This window comes from Microbacterium sp. MYb45, from assembly GCF_002979655.1.
GTDB lineage: Bacteria > Actinomycetota > Actinomycetes > Actinomycetales > Microbacteriaceae > Microbacterium.
In genome coordinates, this window is record NZ_PCPG01000016.1 from 1 (window position 1) to 13,734 (window position 13,734).

Sequence of the window (13,734 nt, forward strand, 5' to 3'; positions counted from 1 at the left end):
CGACCCCACCCGCACCCCACGACTCGGCGGCCGCGCCCGCTTCGACATCGCCGCCTGATGGTCCGCCTGCGCGGAGAAGCCCCGGCAGGAGTCGCGGTCGGCGTCACCTCAGGATCATTGCGAACGACGCCCGCCGACGCCGGCCTTCCGGAGCTGATCGGCGATGATGATTCCCAGGGCGGTGGTACCGACGCAGCTCGCAAGGGTGATCGAGAAGAACAGGGCCTGCACCGCGAGCGGGAAGCTGCCCAGATCGAACGATGCCCACGCCAGCAGCGGATACACGAAACTGACCACGACCGCGCCGACATAGTGCATCCACGTGCCCCAGTATCGCCAGATCACGAAGAGGAACGGCAGCTCGGTGAACGCCGCCCACCACAGATTCGTCGCCACGCTGCCGAACCCGTAGCCGGAGAACGGCACGATCACGAGGCCGGCGAGCAGACCCACCAGGAGTCCGACCAGCGGGCGTCGCAGCAGACGCAGCGCGATGACCGACGGCAGCATCCAGAGCCCGGCCAGCGCCACGCTCGCGAACGGCGCCACGGGGAAGAGCAGCGTCGACAACCAGTTCGCCGGTGCCAGCAGCAGGCCGCCCGCCACACCGAGCGCCGCGCAGGTCAGCAGGATCGCGGTGGGAAAGCGGAACCGCCCACCCGGCTTTCGCGCGGTACCGCCCGATCCTCGCCGGGGAACCACCGCGTCCGCGCCCGCCGCATCCACCCCGCTCATGCCAGCGGCTCCGCTGCCGCCTCGCGAGCGGCCTTCGAAGCGGGCGAGGCCGCACCGAGCTTCCAGTACCCGCAGAAGCTGACCGCGTTCTTGTCGACACCGCGCTCGCCCACCAGGTGCTTGCGAGCACCCGAGGCGAGAGCCTGCTCACCGGCCGCATACGCGTGGAACGGGGCATCCGGCAGCGCGGTGCGACCCAGCGTCTCCAGAGCGAGTGTGCCGGGGGCGACATCGTGAGGCCGCACGATCCAGATGACCTCGAGACCGGAGGGATGCGCGAACTCCAGAGCATCCTGCTCGCTCGGCACCTCGATGATCGCGGTGCCGGTGGCGTCCGCCGGCAGCGATGCACTGATCGAGGCGATCGCCGGCAGCGCCGTCTCGTCGCCGACCAGCACCACGCGGTCCGTGCCGCGCTGCGGGTTGAAGGTGAGCCCCTCGTCGATGATCAGCACGTGCTCGTCCGGCAGGCAGGTCTCGGCCCAGCGCGATGCCGGGCCTGCGGTGCCGTCGGCCGCCGAGCCGTGCAGCACGAAGTCCACGTCGATCTCGGCGCCCGCCTCCGCCGTCGCCGCACGATAGGCGCGCACGCTGTAGTTGCGCATCACGGGGCGTTCGCCGTCGGGGATGCGCAGGAACTTCAGATACCCGAACATCTTGTTCGCCTTGGCGGGCACCCGCTCGAGGCCGGCGTCGCCGCCGATCGGCAGGAACAGGCGGAACCACTGGTCGAAGCCCATCGGGCGGAACTTCTCGATCTCGCCGCCACCGAGAGTCACGCGGATCCAGTGCGCCGAGAGGCGCTCCGAGCGCAGGACCGTCAGATGGATGAGCTCGGTCGTCTCGGGCTTGACCATCTTGCTGTATGCCATGGGGCGCCTTTCAGGGAAGCTGCCAGGGGAAGAAGGCGACGAAGATGGCGGCGGACGCCAGCAGTGTCACGGGAGTGAAGACCGTGTCCCGCGTGCGGAACGGCACGAGATGCCGCTCGGTGCGGGTGGGATGAGCGCCGAACGCCCGGGAATCCATCGCCAGGGCGACGCGCTCGGCATGGCGGATGGCCCCGGCGAGCAGCGGCACGATGTAGCCCCAACCGCGCGCGATACGGGCGAACGGTCCGCGCCCGCCGTGGTACCCGCGCACCCGATGCGCCGCGCGGATCACGGCCAGCTCATGTCCGAATCGCGGCACGAACCGGAACGCCGCGAGCGCCGTGTAGCCGACGCGGTAGGGCACCCGGAGCTGCTGCACGCTCGCCCGTACGAGGTCGGGGCCGCTGGTGGTGAGTCCGCCGACGAGGGCGAGCGCCATGATCGAGCCGAGCCGCAGCGCGGTCGCCGCGCCGATCACCAGAGCGCCGCTGTACAGCGTCCAGTCGCCGATCCGCACCACCGGCGTGCTGCCGTCGACGAGCCCGGCATCCACCCACAACGAGAATCCGACCGCGATCAGCAGCATCCCCGCGGGAAGCCCGAGGAGGAGCAGAGCGAGCACACGTCGGGTGAGGCGCGCACCGACCAGCAGCAGCCCGTACGCGAGCACGAGGAATGCGGCGGGAGTCGCGAGATCGCGGACGAACACGAGCAGCACCATGGCCGGAGCGAAGCCCGCGACCTTGGCGAGCGGATTCAGGGCGTACAGGAACTGCCGGGGCGAGGTCGCCGTCATCCGGGCATACGGATCGAAACCGCGACCACCGGCGGCGGTGGCTGCGCTACGGGTGCTACTGCCCGTGACCTCGGCGCTCATCGCATCGCCTCGAGACCCGCGGATGCCAGCACGCGCTGCAACGCGGGCATGCGGAGCCCGGCATCGGCGAACAGCTGCTGGTCGCGGAACAGCGATGCGGTCGGTCCCGCTGCCCGCACCCGCCCGCCGGCGAGGAGCACGACGTGCGTGCTGTGCTCTGCGACGAGCTGCAGGTCGTGCGTGACGATCACGATCGTCGTGCCCTCGGCGCGAAGGTTCTGCAGCAGGTCGAGAAGCTCGGCCGCCCGTGCGCGGTCCTGCCCGAAGGTCGGCTCGTCCAGCGCGAGGACGCGCGGCCGCGTGATCAGAGCCGTCCCCACCGAGAGCCGTCGCTTCTCGCCTCCTGACAGGAGGAACGGGTGCACGTCCGCCTTGTGCTCGAGGCCGAACCGCGCGAGCATCTCCTCGACGCGGGCGGCGATCTCCGCGTCCGGCACGTGCCGCAGCCGCAACCCATGCGCCAGCTCGTCGAAGACCGTGTGCGCGATGAACTGGTGCTCGGGGTTCTGGAACACGAATCCGATGCGCGCGGCGAGGTCGCGGGGCGAGGCGACGCCCGGGTCGATGCCGTCGACCGACACCTGACCCCGCGGGGGTGGCACGACGCCCGCGAGCGCCTGGATCAGCGTCGTCTTACCGGCGCCGTTCGTGCCGACGATGGCGGTGAGGCTCCCCGGCGCGAGATCGAGGTCGATCCCGTGCAGGATCTCGGTCCGTCGACGCCGTACGGTCAGCCCACGGGCGCGGATGATCGGTTCGCCAGGATGCTTCGTCTCGTCGCTGCGTTCCTCGCTCGACGACGGAGGCTGTGGTCCGGTCGACGACCGGTCGTGCTCTCCGGTCGTCGAGCGCGCGGAGCGCGAAGAAACGCCCTCTCGCTCGAGCCCCTCGGCCAGCTGCTCCGGCGTGAGCGGCAGCGGATCGAGGGAATGCCCGTGTTCCCGCAGTCGCAGGGCGGCGAGTGTCGCCGCCGGCAGCCAGACACCCATCGCGACGAGCTCGGCGGCATGCTCACGGATGACCTCGGCGGCCGGCCCATTGAACACGACCCTGCCCTCGCGGTCGAGCACGAGGGTGCGCGTCACGAAGTCCATCGCGGCATCGAGGTTGTGCTCGACGAGGAGGATCGCGCGGTCTCCGGCGGCGACCACATCCGCCAGCGCCGCATAGACGTCGTCGATGCCCTGCGGATCGAGGTTGGCGGTCGGCTCGTCGAGCACGATCAGCGGCGAATCCATCGCGAGGGCGCAGGCGATCGCGAGCCGCTGCCGTCCGCCGCCGGACAGGTGGTCCGGATTCTCGTCCCGCCGATCCCAGAGCCCGACCCGGCGCAGCGCCGCTTCGACGCGACCCCGCACGACGTCGAGTGCGAGCAGGAGATTCTCCGGGCCGAACGCCACCTCGTCGTAGACGGTGCCGGTGACGATCTGCGAATCCGGGTCCTGGAAGACCATCGCGACGTGCGTGCTCAGGGCAGCGGGCTGCGCGGCGGCGGTGTCGATTCCGCCGGCCTCGACGGTGCCGACCATGGTCGCCGGAAGCGCGTGCGGGATCAGGCCGTTGAGGGCGAGCGTGAGGGTCGACTTGCCGGATCCGGAGGGTCCGAGCAGGAGGACGACCTCGCCGGGGCCGATGTCGAACGTCACGTCGCGCGGCGAGGGGTGCGCGGCATCGGCGTGGGTGAGCGAGAGCTCACGCACGCTCAGCAGGGGCGCAGATGGGCGCACGGCGGAGTCCCGGGTCGACGGATCGTACCCGTCTAACTTAGCTGAGCCTTACCTGATCCGCCATCGACCGGCACGGGCGACAGACACTGGGGCGACCGGTGCCGACGAGATCAGCGCCGAGCGACTCCGGCCCGGCGCAGCGCCGAGCCGATCGCGAGCCCCACCGCGGTCCACGCGATCGGGCCGAGCACCGAGATCGCCAGGTACAGGATCTGCGCCCACGGCGCCATGACCGACAGGTGCGCGGCGAAGAACACGACGACCGCGACGATGACCCCGATCACGGCGGCCGAGATGAAGAAGCGCCACGGCCCCCAGGCGCGGTAGCGGGTGAGGGCGGCGACGCCCTCCTGGATGAGGCCGAACAGCAGGGCGGTGCCGATGAACCGCAGCGCCCACGCCGGGTTGAAGGCACTCGCGATCAGCGCCGCGAACACGTGCGTGATCAGGGCGACGAGCGGCAGTCGCAGCACCTCCTGGGCGATGATCCCCGGCAGCACGTGCGAGCCGAGCACGAGTCCGTAGAGGAAGAGGAGGGGGCTCGCCAGCAGCACGGGAGTCACCCATCCGGCGATGCCCGCGAGGATGCCCGTGGCCACTCCGATCGCTGCGCAGACGAGCAGTACTCGAGTCGACAGGAGGGGGGTGCGGGCCACCTCTCCAGCTTACTGTCGACCTATCGGGAGGGAGGCCGTGGATAACCCTGGCCGATCGGCGAAGGCCGGTTGGCCGATCGGCCAGTTCTCTCTCCGGCGGCGAAGAGCGGGACTATGTTGGCCGCGGTGCAGCAACGCGGTTGCACCGTGATCATCGGGAGCACCACATGGGTCGAACACCCCTCCGGATGGCAGCAGCCACCACCCTGGCGACTCTGTTCATCGCATCGACGGCAACTACCGGCTACGCGGCGACCGGGGAGGTGACGCATCCCGTCCCGGTCGCAGGCACGCCCGGCCACTACATCGTGGTCATGAAGTCCGATCCGCTCGCGAGTTATGAGGGCGACGTCAAAGGCCTGAAGGCGACGAAGCCCGCCGAGGGCGAGCAGCTCGAGACGCAATCGCAGGACTCGCAGCGGTACGTCAAGCACCTGCAGACGCAGCAGACCGACCTGGTCGGCGACATCGGAGTCACGCCCGACAACACCTATCAGGTCGCGCTCAACGGTTTCAGTGCCGACCTCTCCGGTGAGCAGGTCGATGCGCTGCGTGCGTCGAAGGATGTCCTCGGCGTGTACCCGGACGAGGTCCGGCACCCCGACGCGCAGACGTCCACAGACTTCCTCGGCCTCGGCGACGACCGCAAGGGGCGAGGCGGAGTGTGGCAGCAGACCGGCGGCGTCGAGAAGGCCGGCGAGGGCGTCGTGGTCGGCGTGATCGACACCGGCATCGCGCCGGAGCATCCGTCCTTCGAGGGCAAGAAGATCAAGAAGCAGAAGAAGCAGCAGAGCCGACACAAGGGCAACCAGCCCTACACCGACGGCACCAACGTGTACTTCGACAAGTCCGACGGCGGGCAGTTCCAGGCCGCGATGGTCGAGGGCCAGGACTGGGACACGAGCGACTACTCCTCGAAGCTCATCGGCGGACAGTACTTCTACGCCGGGGCCGAGGCCGCCGGATTCGACTTCCAGTACGACTACCTCTCGCCGCGTGACGGCGACGGCCACGGCTCGCACACCGCGAGCACCGCGGCGGGTAACTTCAAGGTCGACGCCGCCATCGAGGGCGTCGACTTCGGGACGGTCTCGGGCGTCGCACCCGGTGCGAAGGTCGCGGCCTACAAGGCCTGCTACGTCGGGCCGGACACGACCGTCACCACCGACGACATCTGCGCTCTGAGCGACCTCGTCGCGGCGATCGATCAGGCGGTCGCCGACGGCGTCGACGTGATCAACTACTCCATCGGCGGAGGGGCGGCGAGCACCGTGCTGTCGCCGGAGGACCTCGCGTTCTTCAACGCCGCGGCCGCGGGTGTCTTCGTCGCGACGAGTGCCGGCAACGACGGCCCCGACCCGGTCACGGCCGACCACGCCTCGCCCTGGTACACGACCGTCGCCGCATCGACCATCCCGACCTGGGAGGGCACCGTGCAGTTCGACGGGTTCGAGCAGGCCGGAGCCTCGGTGAGCGTGCCGTTCGGTGAGAGCGTCACCGGCCCGTCGATCGCCGCGGTGGATGCCGCCGCGGCAGGAGCGGTCGACCCGCAGCTCTGCCTGCCGGGCACCCTCGACCCCGCGAAGGTCACAGGGCGCATCGTGGTCTGCGACCGCGGCGGCAACGCACGCGCCGAGAAGTCGCAGGTCGTGAAGGATGCCGGGGGCATCGGCATGGTCCTCGTGAACGTGCCGGGTGGCGCGGACTCGCTCGACAACGACTTCCACGCCGTGCCGACGGTGCACCTGAACGCCGTGCACCGCGCCGCCGTGCTCGCCTACGTGCAGGGCGGCGTCGACCGTCCGATCACCCTCGTCGGCGAGAACACCACGGGCGTGACCACCCCGACGCCGCAGATCGCGGGCTTCTCGAGCCGCGGGCCGATGCTGGCCGACGGCAGTGATGTGCTGAAGCCGGATGTCGCGGCCCCCGGCGTCGCGATCCTCGCGGCGACGAACAACGGACCCGACGAGGAGCCGACCTTCGGCATCCTCTCCGGCACGTCGATGGCCTCGCCGCACGTGGCCGGCCTCGGAGCGCTGTACCTCGGTGAGCACCCGAAGGCGACGCCGGCCGAGATCCGCTCGGCGATGATGACCACCGCCTACGACACCGTGCTCCCCGACGGATCGAAGAACACCGACCCGTTCGAGCAGGGTGCCGGTCAGGTCGACCCGAAGCGGTATCTGAACCCCGGGCTGCTGTACCTCAACGGGGTCAAGGACTGGGCGGCGTTCCTCGACGGGAAGGGCCTGTCGGACTTCCCGGGGATCGAGCCCATCGACGGCAGCGACCTCAACCAGGCGTCGATCTCGATCGGCTCGCTGGCCAGCGCGCAGACCGTCACCCGCACCGTCACCTCGACCGAGAAGGGCACCTTCACCGCGAAGGCCTCCGTTCCGGGCGTGAACGTCAAGGTCACCCCGCAGCAGTTGAAGTTCGACAAGCCGGGTCAGACCAAGACCTTCACCGTCACGTTCGACAACAAGAGCGCGCCGGTCGAGGAGTGGGCGACCGGTTCGCTCACCTGGAAGAGTGCGAAGAACTCGGTGCGTTCGCCGATCGCGGTGTTCCCGGTCACGGCGGATGCTCCGGCCGAGGTCACCGGCACCGGCGTCGACGGCAGCACGTCCGTGGAGATCACCCCCGGTCTCGACGGCGACCTGGCTCTGAACCTCTCGGGCCTCACCGCCTACGAGCTCCTGACCGACCCGGACAACCCGGTCGAGGGGCACTCGGGCGATGAGAACTCGGGTGATGCGAACAAGGACGTCGCCTGGATCGTGGACGTCCCGGAGGGCACGACGCTCTCCCGGTTCGACCTCGACTCGTCGGACGACGACGGCAGCGACCTCGACCTCACCGTGTACCGCGTGGTGAGCCCGGACGACCTGCGGTATTACGAGAACTGGCAGTCGGCGACCGGCTCGGCGGACGAGCAGGTCACGGTGCCGGCACCGACCGCCGGCACCTATCTGGTGGTGGCGAACGTGTATGCGACGACGGGGCCGATGACGTGGGACATGTCCTACGCCAACGTGCAGCCCGCCGGCGACGGTGCGTTCACCGCGACGCCGAATCCGATCGCCGCGGTCCGCGGTGAGAAGACGAGCTACGACCTCAGCTGGACCGGCCTGGCCGCCGGCACCCGCTATCTCGGACTCGTCCAGTACGGCGACTCGGCCGTCCGCACCGTCGTCACGGTGACGACGCCGGACGCCGCGAAGCAGGCGCCGCCGACGGATGCTCCGGAGACTCCGGCACCCGAGACGAAGGCCCCGGAGACTCCCGCACCGACTCCGGCACCGACCCCGGCCCCGGAGACCCCGGCACCGGAGACGGATGCCCCGGAGACGCCGAAGCCGGAGTAGCCCCCACAGCACAGCGCCCCGCGGTCTCCCTTCCGCGGGGCGCTGTGTGCGCGCACGGGCATCCGTTCATCGCGTGATCGGCGCCGCTCGTCGCAGCATCCGCTTCCACCCCGGCCTCCGGTCTCCGCGTCTTCCTAACGTGGGGGAACGCAATGTCGCGTATCCCGAGGAGACTCCCATGACCGCACCGGGCACCGAACCCGTCATCGTCACCGACCCGAAACTCCCCTCCGTCGCCCTCACCGAGGAGCATCACGAGAAGGCGAACCGCTGGACTCTGCCGAAGATCATCCTCTGGGCGGCGATCGCCCTGCTGGGTGCCGTCGCGTGGACCATGCTCGCGATCGTCCGCGGCGAGACCGTCAACGCGATCTGGTTCGTGTTCGCCGCGGTCTGCACGTATCTGATCGGCTACCGCTTCTACTCGAAGGTGATCGAGAAGTACATCACCCGCCCCGACGACCGCCGGGCCACCCCCGCCGAGGTCCACCAGGACGGCAAGGACTACGTCCCCACCGATCGTCGCGTGCTCTACGGCCACCACTTCGCCGCCATCGCCGGCGCCGGACCGCTCGTCGGCCCCGTGCTCGCCGCGCAGATGGGCTACCTGCCCGGCACGATCTGGATCATCGTCGGCGTCGTGCTCGCCGGTGCCGTGCAGGACTACACGGTCCTCTTCTTCTCGATGCGCCGCGGCGGGCGCACGATCGGCCAGATGGCGCGTCAGGAACTCGGCAAGATCGGTGGCACCGCCGCGATCATCGCCTCGCTGCTGATCATGCTGATCATCGTCGCGATCCTCGCGCTCGTCGTCGTCAACGCGCTCGGCGAGAGCCCGTGGGGTGTCTTCTCGGTCGCCATGACAATCCCGATCGCGCTCTTCATGGGCGTCTACCTGCGCTACCTGCGCCCCGGCAAGGTCACCGAGGTCTCGATCATCGGCTTCGCGCTGCTGATGGCCGCGATCATCGGCGGCGGCTGGGTCGCGGGCACCGAGTGGGGTCAGGCGATCTTCCACCTCGACCGCACCACCATCGCGTGGGGCATCATCATCTACGGCTTCATCGCCGCCGTGCTCCCGGTCTGGCTGCTGCTCGCTCCGCGCGACTACCTGTCGACCTTCATGAAGATCGGCGTGATCGTCATGCTCGCCGGCGCCATCGTGCTGGTGCGTCCGGAGATCACGGTTCCCGCGGTCAGCATCTTCGGCGAGAACGGCATGGGTCCGGTGTTCGCCGGTCCCCTCTTCCCCTTCCTGTTCGTCACGATCGCCTGCGGTGCGCTCTCGGGCTTCCATGCGCTGATCGCATCCGGAACCACACCGAAGCTCATCGAGAAGGAGCGCCAGACGCGCTTCATCGGCTACGGCGGCATGCTCATGGAGTCGTTCGTCGCGATCATGGCCCTCGTCGCCGCGATCTCGATCGACCAGGGCATCTACTTCGCGATGAACGCGCCGGCCTCGGCGACGGGCGGCACGGTCGAAGGGGCCGTCGCCTTCGTGAACTCTCTGGGCCTGACGGGGGTGAACCTCACGCCCGAGATGCTCACCGGCACGGCAGCGGCGGTCGGCGAGGAGTCGATCGTCTCGCGCACCGGTGGGGCTCCGACGCTCGCCCTCGGCCTCGCGCACATCATGCAGCAGGCCCTCGGCGGTCAGGCGCTCATGGCGTTCTGGTACCACTTCGCGATCATGTTCGAGGCGCTGTTCATCCTCACCGCGGTGGATGCCGGCACCCGCGTCGCCCGCTTCATGCTGCAGGACTCGATCGGCGCCTGGTTCCCCAAGTTCCGCGACGTCTCGTGGCGCCCCGGCGTCTGGATCTGCACCGCGATTATGGTGGCCGGCTGGGGAGCGATCCTCATCCTCGGTGTGACCGACCCGCTCGGCGGCATCAACACCTTCTTCCCGCTGTTCGGCATCGCGAACCAGCTGCTCGCCGCGATCGCGCTCGCCGTGGTGCTGGCCATCGTCGCCAAGCGCGGCCGCAGCTACTTCAAGTGGCTGTGGATCATCGCGCTGCCCTTGGCGTTCACCGCGGTCGTCACCATCACGGCGTCGCTGTACAAGATCGCGTCCCCGGTACCGGCGATCGGCTACTGGGCGAACCACTTCAAGTACGTGGCCGCTCGCGACTCCGGCGACACCTCCCTCGGTGAGCCGGCGGTTCTCGACGCGGTCATCCGCAACACGGCCGTGCAGGGCACCCTGTCGATCATCTTCGTGACACTCGCGATCGTCGTGATGGTCACCGCCGTGATCGCCACGGTGAAGGCCATCCGCAACGGCGGCGGCGAGAACACCGAGGACGAGCCGGTCGCCTCGCGCCGCTTCGCTCCGGCCGGGTTCCTGCCCAGCACCGCGGAGCGCGAGCTCGAGAAGCAGTGGGAGCCGATCCTCGCCGACGAGCGCAAGGCGTCGTCCCACTGAGATGGCCGACACCATGAGTCGGACGGATGCCGCGACCACCCTCCTGCGCGCTCTACTGGGCGCCGTGGGCCGGGTGGGCCGCGGCATCCGCTGGTACATGACGAACCTGATGGGCGACAGCGCCTATGCGACCTATGTCGCCCATCAGCGCCGCGTGCACCCCGACGAGGAGCCGATGACCGAGCGGCAGTTCTGGCGCGAGCGGATGGACGACCAGGACCGCAACCCCGGTGCCCGCTGCTGCTGAGCGCGGAGCGGCCGATCCGAGGCGAGTTATGACCAGCATGCTCGCCATAACCGCAAGTTATGACTAGGATGTTCGTCATAACAGACTGGCGGAGGTGGCGCGCATGGCCGGATATCGGATCGCTCGGGACATGGAGACGTTCGGCGAGCACATCCGCGGATGGCGCATGGTGCTGGGGCTGACCGCCCAGCAAGTCGCCGAGCGAGCGAACATCTCGCGCGACACGTTGCGCAAGATCGAGAACGGCAATGCGACAGTCACGTTCGAGAATGTCGCCCAGGTGCTGCGGGCACTCGGCATTCTCGAGGCGGTCGTGAACGCCGTCGATCCGTTGAGCACCGACATCGGCAGGCTCCGCGCCTCGAGCCTCGAGAAGACGCGCGCTCGATGAGCGACTACGAGGTCTATGGTGACGACCGTGGCGACCTGCAGCTGGTGGGGCAGGCGCATTTCACCAGCGGCAGGTCGCTTGCCACCACCTTCCTCTATGACGCGGCGTACCTCGCCCGCGGCGGCGCGAACATCGATCCGTCGCTGCAGCTCGTTCCCGGACCGCAGTACCAGTCCGGGATGCTGCGGGCGTTCTCCGACAGCTCGCCGGACCGTTGGGGCCGCAACCTCATCGACAAGGCCGAGCGGATAGCCGCCCGCGAGGCCGGTCGCGCTCCGAGGAGCCTCGACGACGTCAGCTACCTCTTGGGTGTCAGCGACGACACTCGCCAGGGCGCGCTGCGCTTCCGTGCCGTGGGCACCGAGGACTTCCTCGGTGCCGAAGCTCATGTCCCTGCGATCGTCGAACTTCCGAACCTCCTGCGCCGCAGCGATGAACTCGCCGGCGACGAAGACTACACCGAGGCGGTCAAGCAGCTGCTCGACACCGGAACCACAGGCCTGGGTGGCGCGCGGCCGAAGGCATCCGTGCGTCTCGAGGACGGATCCCTCGGGTTCGCGAAGTTCCCGCATTCCAGCGACGAGTGGGATGTCATGGCGTGGGAGGCGACCACTCTCGGTCTGTTGTCGGACTGCGGAATCGCCGTGCCAGAATTCCGTCTCACACGCCTGGGAGAGCGCTGCGTCCTCATCCTGCGCCGCTTCGACCGGGACGCGAAGCAGCAGCGGATCGGGTACATCAGCGCCATGACCGCGATCGGAGCCGCCGACGGCGAGCACCACGACTACGTCGAGATCGCCGACGCCATCCGCGACATCGCGCGCTCCCCTCGCGCCGCGCTCTCTGATCTCTTCGACCGAGCGATCGTCAATGTCGCTCTCGGCAACACGGATGATCACCTGCGCAATCACGGTTTCCTCAGCGATGGCAACGCCTGGACGCTCAGCCCCGCCTTCGACGTCAATCCGAATCCCGATCTCGCCCGGAGCCGATCGACCTCCATCGCCGGAGCCGACACACACGACACGGAGATCGAGGGTCTGCTCGCGCTCGCGGACGACTGCGACCTGACGCAGAGCCGGGCTCGAGAGCACATGGCGAATATCTCCGAGGCGCTCTCATCGTGGCAGGATCGCGCGCGCCGAAATCGCCTCCCCGAGAAGGAGATCTCACGCATGAGTGAATCGATCGCACCGAGGCTGGACCTCGTGGCCACGGCCGGTCGAAAGTAGTTGATCCCATGACCGACGTCGTTCTCGCCGCAGTGCTCGGCGTGCTCGGCGGCGTCGTCCTGACGCTGCTGCTGCTGCTCGCCCGTCGGCTCGCCCGCGGGGCGACCGACCTCGGCAGCGACGCGGAGCAGGCGGCGCTCACCGCTCTGCATCAGGCGAGCCTCGCCGCTCCGCACCTGCGCGCGGGTCTGGCGGCCCCCGACGTCGTCAAGGCCGCGCGCCACCTGCGTGTGCTGCTCGGCAGTGCCGCGGTGGCGATCGTCAGCGCCGACGACACCGTCTCGTTCGACGGCTCGTCCGACGGGCTGGAGTCGGCGGCGGTCCGTATCGCCGCGCAGGTCCGGGCCTCCGGGCGTCGACAGGTGTTCCCCGCGTCGGGCCGCGACGACGACCTCGAGGCCGTCGGGGCACCGATCCGCGTCGACGGCCGTGTGGTCGGCGTCGTCGTCGCCTTCGCGGCACCCGTCGGGGCGGCGCTCGTGCGGGCCGCCGAAGAGGTCGCGGACTGGTGCGCCGCGCAGGTCGAGCTCGGGGTGCTCGACTCGTCGCGGACCCAGCTCGCCGAGGCGGAGCTGCGATCGCTGCGAGCGCAGATCTCCCCGCACTTCATCTACAACGCCCTCACGGCGATCGCCTCGTTCATCCTCACCGACCCCGAGCGTGCCCGCGAGCTGGTGCTCGAGTTCGCAGATTTCACGCGCTACTCGTTCCGGCGACAGGGGGAGTTCACCACGCTCGCCGAGGAACTGGGCAGCATCCACTCCTACCTCGAACTGGAGCGCGCCCGCTTCGGCGACCGGCTGCGCGTGACGCTGCAGATCGCGCCGGAGACCCTCGCGACGGTCATCCCCTTCCTCTCTGTGCAGCCGCTCGTCGAGAACGCGGTGCGGCACGGGCTCGAGCCGGGTGAGGGCGGCGGCGAGATCCGCATCGCCTCACGCGACGACGGCACGCACACCGAGATCACCGTCGAGGACGACGGTGTGGGAATGGACCCCGAGGCCCTGCGCGCCACGCTCACCGCGAGCGACGACGGCGTGCACGTCGGCCTCCGCAACGTTGACACCCGGCTGCGCCAGCTCTACGGTGCGGACGGCGGTCTGGTGGTCGAGACGAACACCGGCGCGGGTACCCTGGTGCGCATGCGGGTCCCGAAATCTCAGCCGCAGCACGATCCGGACACCGAGTGACGACG

At 69.4% G+C, this 13,734-nt stretch carries 11 protein-coding genes; 6 read left to right on the top strand and 5 right to left on the bottom strand.

What is annotated here, in order from left to right; all coding sequences use genetic code 11:
- Window positions 1-114: 114 nt before the first annotated feature.
- From CQ034_RS17285 to CQ034_RS17305, 5 genes are all read right to left on the bottom strand, one after another.
- The gene (locus CQ034_RS17285) at window positions 115-735 is read right to left on the bottom strand and encodes an ECF transporter S component (RefSeq protein ID WP_105712041.1); all 621 of its coding nucleotides are present in this window, start codon (window positions 733-735) and stop codon (window positions 115-117) included.
- On the bottom strand, window positions 732-1,607 hold the full coding sequence (locus tag CQ034_RS17290; RefSeq protein ID WP_105712042.1) for a siderophore-interacting protein: 876 nt from the start codon (window positions 1,605-1,607) through the stop codon (window positions 732-734). The genes CQ034_RS17285 and CQ034_RS17290 overlap by 4 nt, the downstream gene beginning before the upstream one ends.
- Window positions 1,608-1,617: 10 nt before the next feature.
- Window positions 1,618-2,403: an energy-coupling factor transporter transmembrane component T gene (locus CQ034_RS17295; protein ID WP_105712085.1), complete on the bottom strand. Its 786-nt coding sequence runs from the start codon at window positions 2,401-2,403 to the stop codon at window positions 1,618-1,620.
- Window positions 2,404-2,480: 77 nt separating this feature from the next.
- Window positions 2,481-4,211 (bottom strand): ABC transporter ATP-binding protein, encoded by a 1,731-nt coding sequence (locus tag CQ034_RS17300; RefSeq protein WP_105712043.1) that lies wholly within the window; start codon window positions 4,209-4,211, stop codon window positions 2,481-2,483.
- A gap of 110 nt (window positions 4,212-4,321) precedes the next feature.
- The gene (locus CQ034_RS17305; RefSeq protein WP_105712044.1) at window positions 4,322-4,867 is read right to left on the bottom strand and encodes an ECF transporter S component; all 546 of its coding nucleotides are present in this window, start codon (window positions 4,865-4,867) and stop codon (window positions 4,322-4,324) included.
- Between the two features lie 188 nt (window positions 4,868-5,055).
- On the opposite strand from CQ034_RS17305, the gene CQ034_RS17310 reads away from it, so the two are divergent.
- The 6 genes from CQ034_RS17310 (at window position 5,056) to CQ034_RS17335 (ending at window position 13,729) form a co-directional block, all read left to right on the top strand.
- Window positions 5,056-8,238: a S8 family peptidase gene (locus CQ034_RS17310; RefSeq protein WP_181156364.1), complete on the top strand. Its 3,183-nt coding sequence runs from the start codon at window positions 5,056-5,058 to the stop codon at window positions 8,236-8,238.
- Between the two features lie 178 nt (window positions 8,239-8,416).
- Window positions 8,417-10,669, top strand: coding sequence for a carbon starvation CstA family protein (locus CQ034_RS17315; protein WP_105712046.1), 2,253 nt, complete (start codon window positions 8,417-8,419; stop codon window positions 10,667-10,669).
- 1 nt (window position 10,670) lies between these two features.
- The gene (locus CQ034_RS17320) at window positions 10,671-10,916 is read left to right on the top strand and encodes a YbdD/YjiX family protein (protein WP_091032394.1); all 246 of its coding nucleotides are present in this window, start codon (window positions 10,671-10,673) and stop codon (window positions 10,914-10,916) included.
- A gap of 103 nt (window positions 10,917-11,019) precedes the next feature.
- On the top strand, window positions 11,020-11,307 hold the full coding sequence (locus tag CQ034_RS17325; protein ID WP_105712047.1) for a helix-turn-helix domain-containing protein: 288 nt from the start codon (window positions 11,020-11,022) through the stop codon (window positions 11,305-11,307).
- Complete coding sequence (locus tag CQ034_RS17330) at window positions 11,304-12,539, top strand: type II toxin-antitoxin system HipA family toxin (protein ID WP_105712048.1); 1,236 nt, start codon at window positions 11,304-11,306, stop codon at window positions 12,537-12,539. Before CQ034_RS17325 ends, CQ034_RS17330 begins: the two co-directional genes overlap by 4 nt.
- An 8-nt stretch (window positions 12,540-12,547) precedes the next feature.
- Window positions 12,548-13,729 carry a sensor histidine kinase gene (locus tag CQ034_RS17335; protein ID WP_105712049.1) on the top strand — a complete coding sequence of 394 codons (1,182 nt, stop codon included), beginning with the start codon at window positions 12,548-12,550 and terminating at the stop codon, window positions 13,727-13,729.
- The last annotated feature ends 5 nt before the right edge of the window (window positions 13,730-13,734 follow it).